The following is an 18,525-nucleotide window of genomic DNA, read 5'->3' as shown; positions in this document are numbered from 1 at the left end:
TCCCTATCTTTTCAGAGCATCTTAAAAAATATAAAGCATATTTTCCACAAAGCACCGCTTATATTTAATAATTTAAACAATGCTATGAATATTTAATTTTATCTCAATCTACTAAACTAAAAAGAGGTTTATCATGTGACATAAAACTACCTTTAATATCAATACCTTTTATCTTATAGATGGATTATTCAACATGCACATAAGTTCTTAAGCAAAACTGACATATGCTAAACTAGCATATTGGTTGATTTTAAGTAATTCTACTATACTATTAAAAATCGCTGATTATGCATCATGACTTTTGAAAAGGCTTATATTAAGTCAATTGATAACTCATCGTATAATCCATTTTACACTTTAAACATCTTTATATAATTTTCTGCCATAATAAAATCAAATTCATCATCTATATCAATTGATCTAATCTTGTCCATAATATATGCATAGCTTTTTTCTCCATAAAAATTATTATATTTTAGAAAATAATCAACTTTAGAAATATATATTGCTCCATTTAATCTATAGTATGTAGGGAACTCTTGTCTCCTTGTCTTGATATCTTTTGGCAAAAAAACATCCATGGATAATGACTCATCTAATGTATTCATATATAAAGGAGAATGTTCTGCTTCACATACACTCACAACACAATTTGCATTTTTTTTATGTAGTAATTTAACCGCACCTAAAATATCTTCAGAAGTTCTCAAAGGTGATGTTGGTTGCAATAATATGAAATAATCAAATTCTTTTCCTATCTTTTGAAGTTCCTTAATTGTACATTCTATTACATCATTAGTTGTAGCAGTATCTGTTGATAAATATTCTGGTCTCAAAAAAGGCACAGATGCACCGTATTTATTAGATATTTCTGCATATTTTAACGAATCAGTTGATACTATAATTTCTTCAAAAATATTACATTCTTTAGCAGCTTCTATTGTATATGCAATCATTGGCTTGCCATTTAGATTCTTAATATTCTTATCTTTTAGTCCCTTTGAGCCACTTCTGGCTGGTATGATTGCTAAAAATCTTTTATTATAAAACATATTTATCACCTTTATAAATCATAAAATGACTTCTTCAAATTTATTTCTTGTCTCAAAAAAATCTTTATTATATGCAATACTTTTTCAGTAACCTTACCTTCCCCATAAGGACTTTTAATGTTTCTAAGCTTTTCTTTAAAACTGTCTGATAATCCTAACTCTATTGCCTTGTATATTTCATTTTCAACAGGCTCACAATTTATCACGTTTTCCCCTTGTATTCTTCCTCTTTGTCTGTCTCCAATGTTTATTGTTGGAACCTTGAAAGAAGGTGCCTCTATAATTCCACTGGAAGAATTTCCAATAACTAAATCTACATACTTCATTGCAGATAAATATCTTTGTTGTCCCATTGAAACAAAAGCAATTGATTTATTTTTATTACATTTTACATAATCATCAATCATAGAATTGATAATTCTCCCGTCAGTATCAGAATTTGCTTTTGTAAAAATAATTTTTAAACTACTAAACCTATTTAATGCATTAAGTAGCTCATGAAATTGTTCATTAGATGTACAGTTTTCCAAAGTTACTGGATGATAAGTAACTAGTGCTGTTTTCTCTCCAAAATCAAAACCTATGCTTCCTTCTAACTCCTCTTTACCCATTAAATTCAATTCTTTTATACTCTCAATCCCAATTGCACCAACGTTAAATACTCTGTCTGGACTTTCTCCAAGTTGGATTACTCTTTTTTTATACTCCTCTGTGCTAGTAAAATGTAAATAACTCATTTTAGTTATAGAATGTCTTAAAGCTTCATCTAATGCTCCTTCTGTAGTCTCTCCTCCATGAATATGAGCTATAGGTATCCTAGCTATGGATGCAGTACTAGCAGCTGCAAAGATCTCATATCTATCTCCTAGCAAAACTACCATATCCGGCTTTAATCTTTCAAAGGCATCTGCAAATCCTATCAAAGCTAATCCCATGGATTTAGATATTCCTACTGCTGTATCTGAGCTTAGTAAAATCTCTACTTTTTCATCAATCTCATAGCCATTTTCTTCTATTTCTTTATAAGTCAATCCAAACTCTGGGGATAAGTGCATTCCTGTAGCAATAATCTGAAGCTCTAACTCACTATCTTCATTTATTTTTTTCATTAATGGTCTAAGAAGTCCATATTCCGCCCTTGTTCCAGTTACAATACAAATCTTTTTCATATCTCTATCAACTCATCTTCTAAAAAATCTCTTTTTGCCTTTCGACCTAAAATCTTGTCCCATCTCATAGGAGATATTCCGTATCCTGGTCTTTTTACTGCTAAATTTTCTTCTGAAAGGATTTCGCCCTTTTTAATACTTCTACCTGCCACTATGCTTTTTCTAGCTATATTTTTATTTTTAGATTCAGACTCAGTGAGTTTTTTCGCTCCATTCCCTAGAGCTTGTTCGATGTTTCTTATGCATCTAACCATTTTTCTCAATTCCTCTGGCTCTAAGCTTGCTTTATGGTCAGGTCCTTCCATAGTTTTATCTAAAGTGAAATGCTTTTCAATCACTGTGGCACCTAATGCTGCTGCAGCAATTGGCACTTCAATACCCAGCGTATGATCAGAATATCCTACTTCAACTTTGAATGCATCTTTTATTGTTTTCATGGCTAATAGGTTCACATCTTCCATAGGTGTAGGATATTCTGTGTTGCAATGTAGTACTGTTATCTCGGTAGTTCCACTACTTCTAAGGATTTCTAAAGCACCTTCAATATCTCCTAAGGTTGACATTCCTGTAGATAATATAACCTTTTTCTTTAATGAGCCTATCTTTTTTAAATATGGTAAATTGGTTATCTCACCTGAAGGTATTTTAAATGTCTCAAGTCCTAGTTTATTCAATAATTCAACGCTCTCTATGTCGAAAGGGGAGGATAAAAACACGATATTCTTTGAATGACAATAATCAATTAATTCTCTATGTCTCCCATAATCTAATTCTAGCTTTTTTATCATTTCAAATTGGCTTTCATTATTACTTGTGGTTATTTGTTGATATTCAGCCTTCTTTGCATTTTTGGTAACTAGCTTTTCAGCTTTAAAGCTTTGGAACTTTACAGCATCTACTCCTGCTTCACTAGCTTCATCTATTAGCTGTTTAGCTAATTCAATGCTTCCATTGTGATTTACACCTGCTTCTGCTATAATGAAAACTCTATTCATGTTACACCTCCCTGCAAGGATTACCATAAGCTTTTCTGTTGTCTCCTATATCCTTTATCACTACACTACCAGCACCTATTATTGTATTTTCACCAACATTAATGTTTTGAATTATAGTTGAATTTGTTCCTATATGAGAACTTCGGCCGACGATCACTCTACCACTTAAAACAGAGCCTGGGGCTATGTGGCAAAAATCTCCTATACTACACTCATGCTCTATTATGACCCCTGTATTAATTATACAATTATTACCTATTACAGTATCTGAATTTATTATTGCACCCTTACCAACATAATTTCCATGTCCTATTTGGATTTTTTCTGATATGATTGCTGTATTATCGATAATATTAGGAAACCTATATCCTATATCTAAAGAAATAGAATATAGTTTTTTTCTTAAAGTAACATCACCAATACTACCCACAGTTAAAAAGGCATACTTAGCTCCATTTTTATAGTAATATTCTAATTGGTCATCTGTTCCAATTACTTTTACACCAAGGATTTCGGTTCCCACCTTGTCTGGTAAATCTAATATTCCAACTATATTATATTCTTTAGATTCTTCAATAGAGTCAATCACACTCTTACAGTGGCCTCCGCCACCAATTAGAATAATATCATTCATTATTTTATTCCTAGCCTTTCTAACATAATTTCCATTTCCTTAAATTGACCCATGTCAAGCCATGAGCCTTCACTTATGGGATATATACCTATTTTTTCACCTTTTTCTATGTAGCTATTTATTAACTCTGTTATATGAAAAAACTTATTCTCTGGTATATCATTGAGTACTTCTGGTTCTAATATATACATTCCCGTATTGACTAAAAAATCATACTCCGGTTTTTCTTCCATTTTTCTTACATCACTATTGCCATTTATTTTAATAACTCCATAAGGAATTGTATAATGCTTTAAGGAAGTAATTAATGTAATTTTGGCTCTATGTTCCTTGTGGTATTTCAACATATCTGAATAATTGCCTTCAATCAAAATATCACAATTACTAAGAAAAAAAGTATCCTTTATTTTATCTTTTAATAAGTATAAACTTCCTGCAGTACCTAGTGGTTTATCTTCATCTATATAATTTAAAGTATAGTTCTTTTCAATTTCACTAAAATATGCTTTTATCATATTTTTTTTATAATTAACTGTCATATAAAAATCATCACAGCCATATTCAGCAAATCTATTTATTATTCTTTCTACTATTGGAATATCTCCTATTGGTATGAGAGGTTTAGGTAATATATTTGTATAAGGTTCAAGTCTAGTTCCTTTTCCTCCAGCCATTATAACCACTGGATTATTCATTTTAGTGTAATTAAGTTTTTTATTAAAATTATCATTCCAGAATATAATATCAATAACTTCATTCTTTTCATCTACAACAGGTATTGCCTCAATACTTTGTTCTTTAAGGATTTTCTTAGCGTTTTTTTCATCTTTTTTAAATATAAACTTTGGATTTTTAGCCATAATTATATTAACTGGTTCTTTTAGACTTCCATTCTTTAGTATCCATCTTCTTATGTCTCCATCTGTGAGAACTCCAACAAGCTTGTTTTCTTCAACAACTAAAAGTATTTTTTTCGCTGTCTCGTCTAGTCTTTTAATTGCATCTTTAATTTGCATTTCTTTATTTATGAACAATTCTTGTAATTTCAAAGGGATACCCCCTATTTTTTTAATTCTTTTAAGATATTACAAATATATTTAACATCCTCTTTTGTAAGACTTGTACTACATGGAATATTTAATATTCTATCTATGTAGTAGTTTGCTTTTTCAATTTTATATGTTCCATTGTATTTATAAGGTTTTTGTTCATGAATTAATCCCCATATAGGCCTTGTTTGAATGCTTTTTTCTTTTAATTTGTTCAATAGCTCGTCCCTATCCATGCCAAATCTAGGTTTGTCAATTACTAATGAATAAAACCAGTGATTTGATCTTGTCATTTTGTTAAAACTAAAGATTGATAGTCCTTCTATTTTATCGATCTCTTGCTTATATAGATTATAATTGTCTATCTTTATTTTAATAAAGTCCTCTAGTTGCTCTAGCTGTGCAACTCCCAATGCTGCTTGTAAGTTTGTCATTCTATAGTTGAAACCTATTTCATAGTGTGTGTAGTACAATTCATCGTCTTTTGCCTGGGTGGATAGGTATTTAGCTTTATCAGATAAATTGCTATCTTTAGCCACTAACATACCTCCGCCGCCAGTAGTTATTATCTTATTCCCGTTAAATGAATATACTCCAAAATCACCTATAGTTCCTGCGAATTTTCCCTTAAATTTTCCCTTGATACAATATGTTCCTAATGCTTCTGTCGAATCTTCCACTACTTTTAAACTATACTTTTCAGCTATGAGCATAAGTTTTTCTATATTAGTCATATTACCAAATACGTGAACAATTACTATTGCTCTAATAGTCTTTTTTGTCTTATTATTAATCAAACCTTTTTGTGTTAAAGTACACTCCGTTTCGCAAAACTCTTCTAGCTTATCTAAGTCCATATTTAATGTATCATCACAATCCATAAATATTGGCTCTGCACCTAAGTATCTAACTGGATTAACAGCAGCTATAAATGTGAGTGTTGGAACAATAACTTCATCTCCGAATTCTACACCTGAAAGCTTCAAAGCTAAATGGAGTCCTGCTGTTCCGCTCTGACATGCAACAGCTTTTTCTACTTCAAGATATTTAGCCATCTTGTTTTCAAAATCATTTATATAACTACCACCTGTAGATACCCATTCGGTTTCTACTGCTTTTGTCACATATTCTAATTCTCTACCTTTAAAATTTGGTACAGATAATGGAATAAATTTGTCCATTTCTAGCATCTCCTATATATTGTAGATATCAATTTTATATTTATCTAAGTTGTTCTTTATCCACTGAATTGTTTCTGCTAATCCTGTTTTAAGTGTATATTTAGGTTCCCAATTTGTTAATTTCTTTATCTTTTCATTTGAACCTAATAATCTATTTACTTCACTTTTTTCTGGTCTTAGTCTTTGTTCTTCACATATTATATTTACATTAGGATTTATTTGGTTAATTAGTTCCTGTGCTAATTCGCCAATTGATATTTCTTGTTGTGTAGCAATGTTTATTTCTTCACCTATTGTAATATCAGATTTAGCAATTTCTATAAATCCTTGGACAGTGTCTTTTACATAATTAAAATCTCTTGTTGGAGTAAGAGAACCTAATTTTATTTCTTTTTTCCCTGCCAATAGCTGTGTAATTATAGTAGGTATAACTGCCCTAGCAGATTGTCTAGGACCGTATGTATTGAAAGGTCTTACTATAGTAATAGGCATATCAAAACTTCTGTAAAAAGACTCTGCTATCCTATCTGCACCAATCTTTGTTGCAGAGTATGGAGATTGCCCTTGAAATGGATGTTTTTCATCTATTGGTACATATTGAGCTGTTCCATAAACTTCAGATGTTGAAGTTACTAATACCCTACTTGTCCCTAGCTCTCTTGCAGCTTGAAGTACATTTAGTGTCCCTTTAATATTTGTATCTACATAAGAATCTGGTGAATGATAACTAAAGGGTATTGCTATAAGTGCTGCTAAATGATAAACCTCTTCAATTCCTTTCATAGATTCTTTAACTCCATTTGGATCTCTTATATCACCTGTAAACACTTCTATTTCTTTTAATACTTCTTTAGGAAGTGTGTCTAACCAGCCCCATGAATTAAATGAGTTGTAATATACAAATGCTCTAACATGATGCCCCTCTTGTATTAAAGCTTCTACTAAGTGACTACCTATAAATCCATCTGCTCCTGTAACCAAAACTGAAGTCATATCTACACCTCCTAATTTTAAGCAACTAAATGTTAGTTTAAAGTATATTTTAAGATATCTTTCAGCCAATCATTTGTCCTATTTAGAAATAGTTGTCCTATTGAAATTCTGCTATAACTTTCTTCATTTCAGAATAAATGTCCTCAATAGCTTCTATATCATCTTTACACTTGTCCATAAACTGTCTAAAGCTATTTGAAATTCGCTCACCTTTTAATGTCTTATTCTTTTCTTCATTTAAACTATCTATACCATCTGCTAAAGCTTTATAGCTCACCCTGTTCATAGATAATATAAAAACTTGAAAAAATTTGTTTTTCTCTATTTTAGATAAGGATCTATCTAGCTTTACATACATCTTTTCAGCTTGATTGAAGTTTCTATTTTTAATAAATGTATCTATACTGTCCAGAATACTATAGTATTCTTTTATTATCTTAGCTGTTTCTTTGTATTCTTTATCCATTTTCTGAGATTGTGATATTAAGTATTCTTTATCATAGCTTGTACTTTCAGAACTTAGCCATTTTTCTTCTACTATACTTTCTTTAAGTTGCTCTTTAATAACTTCTTCCAATTCTATAAAAGTAGTTCCTTCTATATGTGCTCCACCTTTGGTAGTATTTATAACCTTTATGTTTTCAAAACTACCAATATATAATTCCATCTGTTGTCTCATTCTATTAAAACCTTCATCAGTTAGTACTTCGTTTCCATATACATCTTTTACCCAGATTCCCTTTTTAATTTCTTCTTCAGTTACATCTGTACTATATTCAATACCTTCTGAATGCCTTTTTTTGTCCCTGTAAGCTAAATTTTGACCTGCGAGTATTATAGTGCTAAAGCCTAGTTTATATAAAAGTTGTAATGTAACCACAGCAATAGATGGAGCATCGAAAACAATATCTATGCCTATGTTTTCTTTTGATTTTAGATAATATGCTGCTATAGTGTCTTGACTGGTTATCATATGATATTTGTCGCCTTTATAATTTTCTAAGGTCTCATATCCTACACTTGAACCAAATATCATAGGTATGTCTGATATTCCCATGTCCTTGACCTTTTCAAATACTATTTGATTTCTCTCTGTAGGATCATAGGTACAGGCTGCATCAGGATATATACCATGATGAACTAAAGTGTTTATGGCTGATCCCACGCTAAATATATAAGCTAGCCTATTATCTTTGATATATCGTATGTTTTCTATTTCTTCATTTAATGAAGGACCTGCTGCAACCAATAAAGCAGGTTTACCTTTAAAATGTTCTTTCTTTTCCACTAGTATATTAGGAGTAGATAGAATTTCTTTAAAATTTATCATGCTGTTCAAAATCCAGCGTTTTTGAAAAGCATACTCCGTTAATGTACCAGTTTTTTTATTTTTTGCTACTTCTCTATAAATGTCTAAGAATTTTTTATACTCTTCTTCAAAAAGATTTTTATGTTGTGGAAGTACAATCATTACTGTTTTTCCTGTTGATTTACTTATGTATTCATTTAAGAAACTATATATAGTCTCGTTATCTGTTCCAGTGACCATTCCTTTTAGTTTCTTCGATGGAAGGTCTTTTATTTCTTTATTTGATAAATAAGCATATAATATCTCTGGTATAGGTTCATATATGTAATAATTTACATTTGGGTGCTGATTTAATAGGGCATCTATATGATAGCCTAGGCCTGCTCCATAAAATATTATACTGCTGTCAGATTCTATATCTTTATATTCTTCTATAATTGCTTCTGCTTCTCTCATAGGATTGTATTTACTATGGAGATATACCCATTTCTCTTCATTTTTTATTGACAAGGTTTTATATCCATTTTTAGCTTCTTCTATTTTTATAAGTTCTTTATCAGTATTATTTTCTATTTCTCTTAATTTCAACAAAGTTGTAGGAAAAACCTCTTTTAATATTATTATATTGTCGACTAATAACATCTTAATTTTCTCCCTTCAAAACCAATCCTTCAAGCTTTTCTTTCATATCTTTAAATAAAGGATTAATTTCATAGGATAATACATCTGCCATAGAAACTATATCTTGATTTTCTATAACTTTTTCTAGTTCTTTAAGTAATTCTTGTAATGAAAATATATCTTTTGCATAATGATTCCATTCTTCATAGCTAGAAACTATATCTTTTAATCTCTCATTTGTATCAATCGCTGCAAATGAATCCATAATCCAAGTAATGCCTTCTAAGAGATCTGAAAACTTAGACCAAGATTGTTCTGTTGGGGTTTTATAGAATTCGTTTGAAAGTGTATCTAACTCTGGTATAGCTCGATTTAAATAATCAATTGTTGTTATCATTATGTTCTTTGCTAATTCTTTAATAGTACCAGATATCACTTTAACTTCTCTTATATTTCTTATATTATCTAAAAAGTATTCTTGATAATCCTCATAGACTTCTAAGTCATCAACTACTAGGTGGCTAAAAAAATAATTAGATTTTCCTAATATGTTTTCTATTTCTTGAAACATATCATCTATGATTCTCTTTTCGTTGTCATATTCTAGTACTTTGTCTAATATATAAACTTTCATCTCTTACCTCCAAAATTATTGTCTTTTAGACAATCTTCTTAAGTATTATCGGCAGGAAATAGAAAATACTTAAATTTTTACATACAAAAAGAGCTAGGGAAATTTTCCCTAACTCTTTTTAGAATACTAAAGTTATTTTCAATTATCTAAGTAATTGAAGTACTCCTTGAGGTGCTTGGTTAGCTTGAGCTAGCATAGCTTGTGCTGCTTGTTGTAGAATGTTTTGTTTTGTGAATTCTACCATTTCTTTAGCCATGTCTGTATCTCTAATTCTTGATTCTGCAGCTTGTAGATTTTCTGCAGCATTGTCTAAGTTCTTGATTGTGTATTCAAGTCTATTTTGATTTGCACCTAGTTTTGAACGTATAGATGAAATAGTACTTATAGCTGCATCTACTGCTGCAAGCCCACTATCTGTACCTGTGAAAGTTCCACTGATTACTCCGCCACTAGCAAACTTAATTGCATTAAGCTTTAAGCCGGAAGATCCTAATTTACTAGCTGCAACTCCACTTGTTGATGATGCTATATCTAATTTCATTACTTGTGTTTTATTAGCACCTATTTGGAAAACTCCTACTCCGCTAGTAAAGCTTCCATCAAGTAATTTCTTACCGTTGAATTGAGTACGTTCTGCAATACCACTTAATTCAGCATTTAATTCTTTTATTTCATCTTGAATTGCTTGAAGATCTTCACCTTCTAGTGTTCCCTTGTTACCAGCTTTAACTACTAATTCTCTCATTCTCTTAAGAATGTTATGAGTTTCTGTTAAAGCACCTTCTGCTGTTTGGATTAATGATATAGCATCTTGTGAGTTAGCTGATGCTTGGTTAAGTCCTCTGATTTGGTTTCTCATTTTTTCAGAGATTGATAGACCTGCTGCGTCATCTCCTGCTCTGTTAATTCTTAATCCTGATGATAATTTTTCCATTGATTTTGTTTGGTATCCACCAGTAATACCTAGTTGTCTGTGAGTATTAACTGCCATTAAGTTATTAGCTATTCTCATTTTATTTTCCTCCTTGAATTTTGGTTTTGTTTTGGCATCCTTGCCTTGTCGCTTGTTAGCGAATTTTGTGAAAAATTTTTATACTCTGGCCAGATTATATAAAAATTTTGTTTTCTCAGTATATATATCGGCATAAGCTTGTACTACTTTAGTGATTTTTGTAAAATATTATTTATTAAAAAAATCCTTCAGTAAATCTATGTCAATTGATTTTGAGTTAGCAGCTTGCCTGTTTTCTTCTTGTATAGTTTCATATACCTCTTTCCTGTGTATGTCTACTTCCTTTGGTGCCTTTATACCTAGCTTTACTTTTCCATCTTCTATACCTACTACTACTATTTCTATGTTATCGTTTATGATGATACTTTCATTTGTTTTTCTGGTAAGTATTAGCATATGCTATTCCTCCTTACCTTTAGCTTTTGCTTCTTTTAGAATAAAGTGCTTTGTAGTGTACCTACTGTCATCTAATACTATTTGTTTTCCTAGCATTTCTTTTGTGTTGATTATGACTGGTCCTATTAGGTTTGCCGTCATTTTTGTAATATCGTCTGGTATATTTACTATTGAATAAACCGCTACATCTTTTTCTTCTTTTATTTTTAATTTTTCTAGTGCTTGTTCTGGTATGTCGAATACATAGTCTGGCTTGAATAAAAAAGGATTTATAATTACAAATGCTAATTCTGGCTCATTTATTGATTGGAGCCATTTAAAAGGTACTTCGTCATCAGGATTGTCTATAATAATAAATTCTTTTTGGTCGTCAAAGCCTGGAATACCGTCTATAAAGTTTATGATTTTTTTACTGTCTATTTCTATTTCGCCGAAGTTTTTTGTGGAAAGTATCATTGTTTACCTCCTTAGGGATTCTTCGCTAACGCTCAGAGTGAAATGCTTGTATTAAATTAATTTAGGAATGGCTGTTGCCATTCCCTACACTCTATTGTCTATAAATCTAATTTCTGTTTTAGGATATTGTTTCATGTATATGTCCACTTTACCTGGACGATAGTCTGCTATTGGTTTTTTAGGAGTATAGCTGTACTCTACTCCACCTAGCTGCCACTGAATATCTAAATGGCCTGTTACGTCTATTTTGGGTCTGCTAGTTGGTATCATAGCAAAGTTAAACTCATTTTGTTTGGGCATAGAGTTTTTAAAGGCTATTTCAGGTATGGCATCTGGCACTTTTTTCTGTATCATAGCCATTCTATTTCCGTCATCTACTATTCTGGCTATACCTTCTAAGGCCTGTTGCCTGCCTAGCTGTGCATATTCAGCTGCTACCTGTGACCAAGGTTTTCTTCCCGCTTCTGCAAAAGGCTGAGATTGGTCTATAAGTACTTTAGGCAATTCTCTGTCTGTTAGCATTTGAGGTTTTACTTGTCTTATAGACTGTTCTCCTTTAGGCTGGCTTATGTCTAGATATGCATTTGTGGTTTTGATGCCTATTTGCCCTTTTATTGTTGTTATGCTTAGGAGCATGCGTATCACCTCGAGATTCTTCGGAACGGTAGTTAAACAATCGCTAAACTATTGCTACACTATTGTTACACTATCACTAAACTAGAGTAATCTATCTTAGAAAATCTATTAAGCTTGGTTGTATTATCCTGGCACCTGCTGACATAGATGCTAGATATACGCTTTCTGCCATTTTAAAGTTCATAATGATCTCTGAAAGGTCTGCATCTTCATTTTCTGATAATAGTCTAGTAAAGTTTATAGCATCTGATTCTAGCCTTTTTTCTGTCATATCTAATCGGTTAGTCTTAGCGCCTATCTCTGCTCTTACTTGTAGAGTATTTTTAAGAATTCCCTCAACTTTTTCTATGCTTCCCCTAACTTTGTCTAGTTGAGGGGGATCGTTCTCTAATGCACCTATTAAGTCATCAAATACTTTTATCACATAGGCTGTATCGCCACTATTAATACTTGTTGCATTATAGTTTTCTGTATCATCTACAGTATTATCCATACCAAAGACTTTAATCCCTACTGTATTAACTTCTATGTTTTCCGAAACGCCAACATTATAAGTTGAAATCTCTGTGCTTGATAATTCAAATTTATACTTTCCATTTTCATCTAATAAAGGCTTGTCTGTCTTATATCCTGAAAAAACATGTCTTCCAGCATGTGTAGTATTTGCTGCTTGGACTATTTGATTTTTCAATTCTTTAATTTCCTCTGAAATAGCTTGCAAGTCTTCATCCGCCTGTGTTGAGTTTGATGCCTTTACAGTTAATTCATTTGTCCTTTTCATTACTTCACCAATTTGTGCTAAAGCATCCTCTGTAGTATTCATCCAAGCAATAGCATCTCTTAAATTAGTCTTGTATTGCTCTATTTTCGATTTATCTGTATATAACTTTAAGCTTTTTGATACTCCTACAGGATTATCAGAAGGAAGCTGAAATAACTTTCCTGATTGGTATTGTTCTTGAAGTTTACTCATTCTTCTCATATTTTTATTTAGGTTAGTCATCATATTTCTGACAAGCATACTATTTGTTATTCTCAATACATTCACCTCTTTTTTTGAACAGTGGTTAAACTATCGTTAAACTATCGTTCTTGAAATTCTCAGTTATCCTTACCTTCCTACTAAACCTAACTTGTTTACGGTTATGTCAAATATTGCATCTAATGTACTTATCATCTTTGCTGATGCAGTATAAGTCTTCATAAATCTAACCATGTCTGCCATTTCCTCATCAGGATCTACTGATGATACTGAATCTATTCTCGTTTCAACACTGTCCAGTATCAGTTTCTGATTATCTTTCATTCTTATAGCATATTGGCTGTCCACACCAAGAGTGGATATTATGGATGTTATATAGTCTTCTGGTGTTCCTTGAGCATACATGCCGCCGCTAAAAAATGTTTTATCTTCCCTAAGTTTTAAAAGTTCTAATATGTTTTTGTTGTTTTCTGCACCATTTGAAACAGTGTTTTTACCTGTAGCTATGTTGTCTAAACTATCTTTTATTAACTGAGAAACAGCAATGTTATCTGCTTTAATATTTCCTCCACTTGTTGCTTCAAAAAAGTCTCCTCCATCACTGCCATCAGCAGTATAGCCCTGTCTATGCACTTTATTTATTTCTTCAGCAAATACTCTTGCAAACTCATCAAGTCTTTTCACATAATATGGTATTCCGCCATATTGCCCATTAACGCCTGTTCCTTCTCTCACGTCTAATAAACCTTTAAGCTCTCCTGTCTTCAGTGCTACCTTATTTCCATTTTCCCATTCAACCTGCACAAGTTTTTCTCCTGTTATTCCACTAACTTCAGTTCTTGGTGGAATCTTTAATTTGCTTAGGTTTGAATGCTCTACTAGTGTAGCTCCCCCAATGGAAACTGTATATTTCCCTTCGTATTCGCTTACTTGTACGTTTACTAACTTAGATAATTCACTTACTAGCAAATCTCTTTGGTCTCTTAAATCATTAGCTTTTTTGCCGTCTATTTCCAGTTTATATATTTGCTCATTTAAATTTTTTATCTGAGAGCCTATGTCATTTACCTTCTTAACTTGAGCACCTATCTGATAATTTATATCTTTTTCAAGATTGTATAGTTTGTTTGCAGCTTCATTAAGATGATTTGTCATAGCAATAGCCTTTTCTCTAACTGCAACTCTATAAGAATCATCGCTAGGATTAGTGCTTAAATCCTCTAAGGATTTAAAAAAGTCATCTACGTATTTACTTAAACCTTCATGTTCTGTTTCCTTCAATATATGTTCTATATCTAATAGAGTATTCCGTTTTATCTCCCATTCACCTAATGGTGCATTTTCAGTTCTATATTTATAGTCAAGATATGAGTCCCGCACTCTTTCTATAGAAGTAATATTAGTTCCAGTACCTACAAAACCTATCCCTGGTAAACGGTGAGGCAAAGTGGCGTTTTGAGTAGCCACCTGTCTTGAATAGCCTTCTGTATTGGCATTTGCTATATTATGGTTTGTAATGTATAGTTTTCTTTGACTAGTTAATAGTCCTGAAACTGCTGTGTTAAATCCAATCCAACCTGACATTTGGTCACCTCAATTCTCAATTGTTCTCCTATCTTCCGACTATTCCCATTCTATTTACTATTTGTTCTACCATCTCATCTATGGCATTTATTAGTCTTGCGTTTGCATTGTATGCATGTTGGAATTTAATCATTTCTGTCATTTCCTCGTCTAAGGAAACGCCTGATAATGAACTTCTTCTATCGTCTATTTGATTCATAACCATTTCATGAGAATCCTTCATTGTTTTAGCTTCATTAGCAGATATACCAAAATCAGTTATCATATCTCTGTAAAAATTATCAGGTGTTGTTTTCCCTTCATTAAATATACCGTTGTATCGTATCTTTGCTATAGCCTCTGCAATTTTCCCATCACCAATTTCTCTTGGTTCTATATCAGATATGAAACTTTTCGAAACTGCTATTTCACTTAATGAATCTATAGCATCACTTATTTTTATATTTCCTGCCCATGTGGATTTGCTTAGATCTTGTTTAACAAAAAAGTCGGTATCGTGATTCCCTGTAAGTGTATATCCTTGGCGATGCAACTCATTAACAGCATCTGCTATTCCCTTCACATATTCATTTAACTGTTTTTTAATAGTAGGTATTATGTACTTATACTCAGTTACATCGGTGATATTGTCTTCTTGTTCAAAGCTTCCTCTAGCGTATAACAATCCTAGTAGTTCTCCACCTTTTATATCTCTTTCTTCTGATAATTTTTCTTTTGAGTCTGCCCAAAATATATCTACAAATGGATTGCCATTGTTTTTAGCTTCTAGCTGTCTAAAGCTTCCATCCGACACCATGTGATTGCCACCAAGAACTACATTTACTGAGCCATTGCTGCTAGTATAATATTCTACCTTCATTATCTGAGACAATCTATCTAAATAACCATTTCTAGTATCTCTATAGTCATTAGCTGGAGAGCCCAAGCCCTCTGCTGTCATTATTTTAGTATTTAATTCTGCTACTCCCTTTACTAACCCATTAACCTCTTTCACCATATCTTGAACATTTTTATCCAGGTTATGTTGCAAGCTTTCTAATTGATTATATAAATGATTTACTGAACCTACAAATTCTATTGCTCTTTCTCTCAAAAGCCCTCTAGCTGTTAAGCTACTTGGAACTTTAGCTACTTCCTCCCAAGAACCCCAAAACTTGTCCATAACTCCCTGTAGCGCATCTTCTGAAAGCTCTCTCACTATGCTCTCTACTTGTCCAAATACATTAGTCCTTGATGACCAGTAGCCAAATTCCGAGGCTTCTTTTCTAATCTTAGTATCTAAAAACTCGTCCCTTATTTGTCTAATCTGCTGAACATCTGCTCCAGTTCCAACAAATTGATTCGAGCTAATTCTAGAGTACCTTGATTCTGCATGTATTGCTTGCTGTCTTACATACAAAGGGTTGTCCGCATTTGCTATATTATGTGAAATTGTATCTAGGGATCTTTTATTTGCATATAGTCCCGATATTCCTATGGATAATCCTCTAAAAGAAGACATTCAATCTCCTACCTTTCTAAGCCTTAGTATCAAATAAACTGACATTTGGTGATGATTGTTCTTTTTGAACCTTATTATTATATGTTCCTTGATCTGATGCATTAGTCAAAAGGTTAATATTCAACTCAATATATTCTAGAGTGTCTTTTATAAGCAAACTATTTAAATCATTTTTTTCTTTTAATGAATTTAGGACCTGTGATAATTTATTAGTTGTTTTTTCTATATCCTGTTTAGTTTCATCAGCATCATCAATGTAACTCAATATATCCTTTATAGTTAAGTTGTCTTTCATATTAAACTGCTTTTCAATATTATTAGCTACTTTTTCTCTTCTGTCTTCCAATTGTCCTAATCTCAATATGAGAATATTCTCCATTTGGGTAATATTATCTAAGTCGTTAATTCTACCGCTACTTATAATATCTGTTTTTTTTGTTGTCAGTTCGAGCATTTCCTCATATGCTTTTAATTCTTCTAATAATACATCTCTTAGCTCTTCTACTAGATTTTTCATCATATCACCGCCTAGCCTATGCTTTTTTATCAAAATTAATATCTGTTAATATCTTTTCTGCTATTTTACCTGCATCTATTACATATGTGCCTGTTCTAATCTGTTCTTTAATAGCTTCTACCTTTTCTTTTCTTATATCAGGAACATTTTTAATTGCATTCATAGCAAATTGATAGTCTTTAGCAGTGCTTGATAAACTAAGTTCGTCATTTTTAGCTAATTTATTAGTCTTAGAAGATACTTTATTAACTTCCTGCTTTCTATAGGCTTGCATTATTTTATCGATATTATTGTTATTGTTATTAAAAATTTTCACAAAAACACCTCATTTCCTTCCGTGTTATAAATGTTATCGGTAAAAATGAGGTATAACTTTAGTTTTTTATTATCTTTTATGCCTTTCAGCAATATACATCTTGTCGCTGTTTTTCCCTAGGTCTTTCTTTGTAGAAGAAGCATTCCCAGATATTGCACTTTTAAATTCTCTTTCCATTTCATTGACACATTTGCTGCAAAATCTTCCTGTATTAATAGGGGCTCCACATCTTTCACAATCTAAAAGTAAATTAGGACTGTCATCTCTAATCTCTAGCTTTCCTTCTCTTAAAAACTTAAGAATTTTTTTTGTATCTACACCTGTTACCTCTGATACTGTTTGAATGTCAGCTCCTGGATGATCATAAAGATAATCTTTAACTATTTTGAATTCTTCTAAATCGCCATTTCTACATATTGGACACAAATCAAAGTTATCGTCCGCAAAAATCCTATTACATTTTTTGCAGTTTCTTATTCCCACTAATATCACCTCCAGAACAGTGAATGAAATCTTTGCTACATCTTTAAAATTAATTAGCTTTAATTATTTGTTTAATTGACAAAATAATATTCTATAAAATAGTTTTCGATATTTTAGGACAGAATCCTTCTTTTTTTGTTATATTATTGAAATTAATAATAAAGTCCTATGAATGGCATTTTTATGTGTGTCTTCCTGTAGCTATTGTAATGACAAGTACTTCTCTAGCACCGCTTTCCATTAGTACCCTTGAGCATTCATTTACTGTAGCACCTGTAGTGAATATATCATCAACTAGAAGTATCTTCTTACTTTTGAAAAAGCTCATGTCCTTAACCTTAAAAGCATCTTTTACATTTAAATGTCTCTCAGTTCTACCTAACTTATTTTGTACTTTAGTAGATTTTATTCTTTTAAGATTGCGGGTATCCATTGGTATATCTAACTTTGATGATAGGTATTTTGCTAATAACTCAGATTGGTTGTAGCCTCTTTCAGCTTTTCTAGAGCGATGAAGAGGTACTGGTACAATTATATCTATATCATCTTTTACATTTTCCCTTTCCAAAGTCCTTAGCATCAGCTCCCCAAAGGATTTGTATATATATGGCTTTGATTCATATTTATATTTATAAATAGTCTTTCTAATAATACCTGTAAATTCTAGTGGTGAAAAAGCCTTAGTAAAATAGAAGGTTTTGTTTGCACAATAGCTGCATCTATCTAAGGCATTTCCCTCACAATTAGGTTTGCCGCAGGTTGGACACCTGTTTTCATTAATAAACAAAAGCTTGTCCTTGCAGTCACTGCATATATGGTCTTCTTTCACATCTTCGTCGTATTTGTCGCATATAAAACATATTCCTTCCTCTGGAAACAGAAGGTCTAAGGCAGAGTAGTAGAGTTTTTTTAGTAGGCTATCTCTAGGACACATAAATACCTCCGTGAATCAAATAAACAGTGGTTGAACAATAGTTAAGCAGTAGTTAAACAATGGTTAATCAA

General features: G+C 31.9%; 20 protein-coding genes. All 20 read right to left on the bottom strand.

Going from position 1 to position 18,525, the window contains the following annotated elements; all coding sequences use genetic code 11:
- Positions 1-350 precede the first annotated feature (350 nt).
- A complete protein-coding gene (locus ABV008_RS02800) occupies positions 351-1,052 on the bottom strand; it encodes an acylneuraminate cytidylyltransferase family protein (RefSeq protein ID WP_352418296.1) in 702 nt (233 codons plus the stop codon).
- 11 nt (positions 1,053-1,063) lie between these two features.
- The gene (gene neuC / locus ABV008_RS02795; RefSeq protein ID WP_352418295.1) at positions 1,064-2,221 is read right to left on the bottom strand and encodes a UDP-N-acetylglucosamine 2-epimerase; all 1,158 of its coding nucleotides are present in this window, start codon (positions 2,219-2,221) and stop codon (positions 1,064-1,066) included.
- A complete protein-coding gene (neuB, locus tag ABV008_RS02790) occupies positions 2,218-3,216 on the bottom strand; it encodes an N-acetylneuraminate synthase (protein ID WP_352418294.1) in 999 nt (332 codons plus the stop codon). The genes neuC and neuB overlap by 4 nt, the downstream gene beginning before the upstream one ends.
- Position 3,217: 1 nt before the next feature.
- Positions 3,218-3,850 (bottom strand): acetyltransferase, encoded by a 633-nt coding sequence (locus ABV008_RS02785; protein WP_352418293.1) that lies wholly within the window; start codon positions 3,848-3,850, stop codon positions 3,218-3,220.
- Positions 3,850-4,899 (bottom strand): nucleotidyltransferase family protein, encoded by a 1,050-nt coding sequence (locus ABV008_RS02780; protein ID WP_352418292.1) that lies wholly within the window; start codon positions 4,897-4,899, stop codon positions 3,850-3,852. Before ABV008_RS02780 ends, ABV008_RS02785 begins: the two co-directional genes overlap by 1 nt.
- 11 nt (positions 4,900-4,910) lie before the next feature.
- Positions 4,911-6,080: a LegC family aminotransferase gene (locus ABV008_RS02775; RefSeq protein ID WP_352418291.1), complete on the bottom strand. Its 1,170-nt coding sequence runs from the start codon at positions 6,078-6,080 to the stop codon at positions 4,911-4,913.
- Between the two features lie 12 nt (positions 6,081-6,092).
- On the bottom strand, positions 6,093-7,073 hold the full coding sequence (locus tag ABV008_RS02770) for an NAD-dependent 4,6-dehydratase LegB (RefSeq protein ID WP_352418290.1): 981 nt from the start codon (positions 7,071-7,073) through the stop codon (positions 6,093-6,095).
- 97 nt (positions 7,074-7,170) lie between these two features.
- The gene (locus ABV008_RS02765) at positions 7,171-9,024 is read right to left on the bottom strand and encodes a motility associated factor glycosyltransferase family protein (RefSeq protein ID WP_352418289.1); all 1,854 of its coding nucleotides are present in this window, start codon (positions 9,022-9,024) and stop codon (positions 7,171-7,173) included.
- Between the two features lies 1 nt (position 9,025).
- The gene (locus ABV008_RS02760; RefSeq protein WP_352418288.1) at positions 9,026-9,637 is read right to left on the bottom strand and encodes a DUF8042 domain-containing protein; all 612 of its coding nucleotides are present in this window, start codon (positions 9,635-9,637) and stop codon (positions 9,026-9,028) included.
- Between the two features lie 142 nt (positions 9,638-9,779).
- The gene (gene hag / locus ABV008_RS02755; protein ID WP_352418287.1) at positions 9,780-10,649 is read right to left on the bottom strand and encodes a flagellin Hag; all 870 of its coding nucleotides are present in this window, start codon (positions 10,647-10,649) and stop codon (positions 9,780-9,782) included.
- A gap of 168 nt (positions 10,650-10,817) precedes the next feature.
- A complete protein-coding gene (gene csrA / locus ABV008_RS02750) occupies positions 10,818-11,045 on the bottom strand; it encodes a carbon storage regulator CsrA (protein ID WP_352418286.1) in 228 nt (75 codons plus the stop codon).
- Between the two features lie 3 nt (positions 11,046-11,048).
- Positions 11,049-11,501 carry a flagellar assembly protein FliW gene (fliW, locus tag ABV008_RS02745; RefSeq protein ID WP_352418285.1) on the bottom strand — a complete coding sequence of 151 codons (453 nt, stop codon included), beginning with the start codon at positions 11,499-11,501 and terminating at the stop codon, positions 11,049-11,051.
- A gap of 84 nt (positions 11,502-11,585) precedes the next feature.
- A complete protein-coding gene (locus ABV008_RS02740; RefSeq protein ID WP_352418284.1) occupies positions 11,586-12,137 on the bottom strand; it encodes a DUF6470 family protein in 552 nt (183 codons plus the stop codon).
- Between the two features lie 91 nt (positions 12,138-12,228).
- Positions 12,229-13,176 carry a flagellar hook-associated protein FlgL gene (flgL, locus tag ABV008_RS02735; RefSeq protein ID WP_352418283.1) on the bottom strand — a complete coding sequence of 316 codons (948 nt, stop codon included), beginning with the start codon at positions 13,174-13,176 and terminating at the stop codon, positions 12,229-12,231.
- Positions 13,177-13,248: 72 nt separating this feature from the next.
- The gene (flgK, locus tag ABV008_RS02730) at positions 13,249-14,703 is read right to left on the bottom strand and encodes a flagellar hook-associated protein FlgK (RefSeq protein WP_352418282.1); all 1,455 of its coding nucleotides are present in this window, start codon (positions 14,701-14,703) and stop codon (positions 13,249-13,251) included.
- 28 nt (positions 14,704-14,731) lie between these two features.
- Positions 14,732-16,204, bottom strand: a complete 1,473-nt coding sequence (gene flgK / locus ABV008_RS02725) for a flagellar hook-associated protein FlgK (RefSeq protein ID WP_352418281.1) — start codon at positions 16,202-16,204, stop codon at positions 14,732-14,734.
- Between the two features lie 16 nt (positions 16,205-16,220).
- Entirely contained in the window at positions 16,221-16,721 is a 501-nt protein-coding gene (locus ABV008_RS02720) for a flagellar protein FlgN (RefSeq protein ID WP_352418280.1), read from the bottom strand.
- Between the two features lie 16 nt (positions 16,722-16,737).
- On the bottom strand, positions 16,738-17,037 hold the full coding sequence (gene flgM / locus ABV008_RS02715; RefSeq protein WP_352418279.1) for a flagellar biosynthesis anti-sigma factor FlgM: 300 nt from the start codon (positions 17,035-17,037) through the stop codon (positions 16,738-16,740).
- 69 nt (positions 17,038-17,106) lie between these two features.
- Positions 17,107-17,520, bottom strand: a complete 414-nt coding sequence (locus ABV008_RS02710) for a TIGR03826 family flagellar region protein (RefSeq protein WP_352418278.1) — start codon at positions 17,518-17,520, stop codon at positions 17,107-17,109.
- 181 nt (positions 17,521-17,701) lie between these two features.
- Entirely contained in the window at positions 17,702-18,454 is a 753-nt protein-coding gene (locus ABV008_RS02705; protein ID WP_352418277.1) for a ComFC family protein, read from the bottom strand.
- Positions 18,455-18,525 lie beyond the last annotated feature (71 nt).

This window comes from Proteiniborus sp. (genome assembly GCF_040308045.1).
Classification (GTDB): Bacteria; Bacillota; Clostridia; order Tissierellales; family Proteiniboraceae; genus Proteiniborus.
The sequence above is the reverse complement of the archived record's forward strand: the minus strand, read 5'-3'. Positions and strand labels throughout refer to the sequence as shown.

Coding starts and splice junctions, on each gene's coding strand:
- ABV008_RS02765 (WP_352418289.1), bottom strand. CDS start 9,024: ATGTTATTAGTCGACAATATAATAATATTAAAAGAGGTTTTTCCTACA.
- ABV008_RS02800 (WP_352418296.1), bottom strand. CDS start 1,052: ATGTTTTATAATAAAAGATTTTTAGCAATCATACCAGCCAGAAGTGGC.
- neuB (WP_352418294.1), bottom strand. CDS start 3,216: ATGAATAGAGTTTTCATTATAGCAGAAGCAGGTGTAAATCACAATGGA.
- hag (WP_352418287.1), bottom strand. CDS start 10,649: ATGAGAATAGCTAATAACTTAATGGCAGTTAATACTCACAGACAACTA.
- neuC (WP_352418295.1), bottom strand. CDS start 2,221: ATGAAAAAGATTTGTATTGTAACTGGAACAAGGGCGGAATATGGACTT.
- csrA (WP_352418286.1), bottom strand. CDS start 11,045: ATGCTAATACTTACCAGAAAAACAAATGAAAGTATCATCATAAACGAT.
- ABV008_RS02720 (WP_352418280.1), bottom strand. CDS start 16,721: ATGAAAAATCTAGTAGAAGAGCTAAGAGATGTATTATTAGAAGAATTA.
- ABV008_RS02740 (WP_352418284.1), bottom strand. CDS start 12,137: ATGCTCCTAAGCATAACAACAATAAAAGGGCAAATAGGCATCAAAACC.
- ABV008_RS02760 (WP_352418288.1), bottom strand. CDS start 9,637: ATGAAAGTTTATATATTAGACAAAGTACTAGAATATGACAACGAAAAG.
- ABV008_RS02775 (WP_352418291.1), bottom strand. CDS start 6,080: ATGGACAAATTTATTCCATTATCTGTACCAAATTTTAAAGGTAGAGAA.
- ABV008_RS02770 (WP_352418290.1), bottom strand. CDS start 7,073: ATGACTTCAGTTTTGGTTACAGGAGCAGATGGATTTATAGGTAGTCAC.
- flgK (WP_352418281.1), bottom strand. CDS start 16,204: ATGTCTTCTTTTAGAGGATTATCCATAGGAATATCGGGACTATATGCA.
- flgK (WP_352418282.1), bottom strand. CDS start 14,703: ATGTCAGGTTGGATTGGATTTAACACAGCAGTTTCAGGACTATTAACT.
- fliW (WP_352418285.1), bottom strand. CDS start 11,501: ATGATACTTTCCACAAAAAACTTCGGCGAAATAGAAATAGACAGTAAA.
- ABV008_RS02785 (WP_352418293.1), bottom strand. CDS start 3,850: ATGAATGATATTATTCTAATTGGTGGCGGAGGCCACTGTAAGAGTGTG.
- ABV008_RS02705 (WP_352418277.1), bottom strand. CDS start 18,454: ATGTGTCCTAGAGATAGCCTACTAAAAAAACTCTACTACTCTGCCTTA.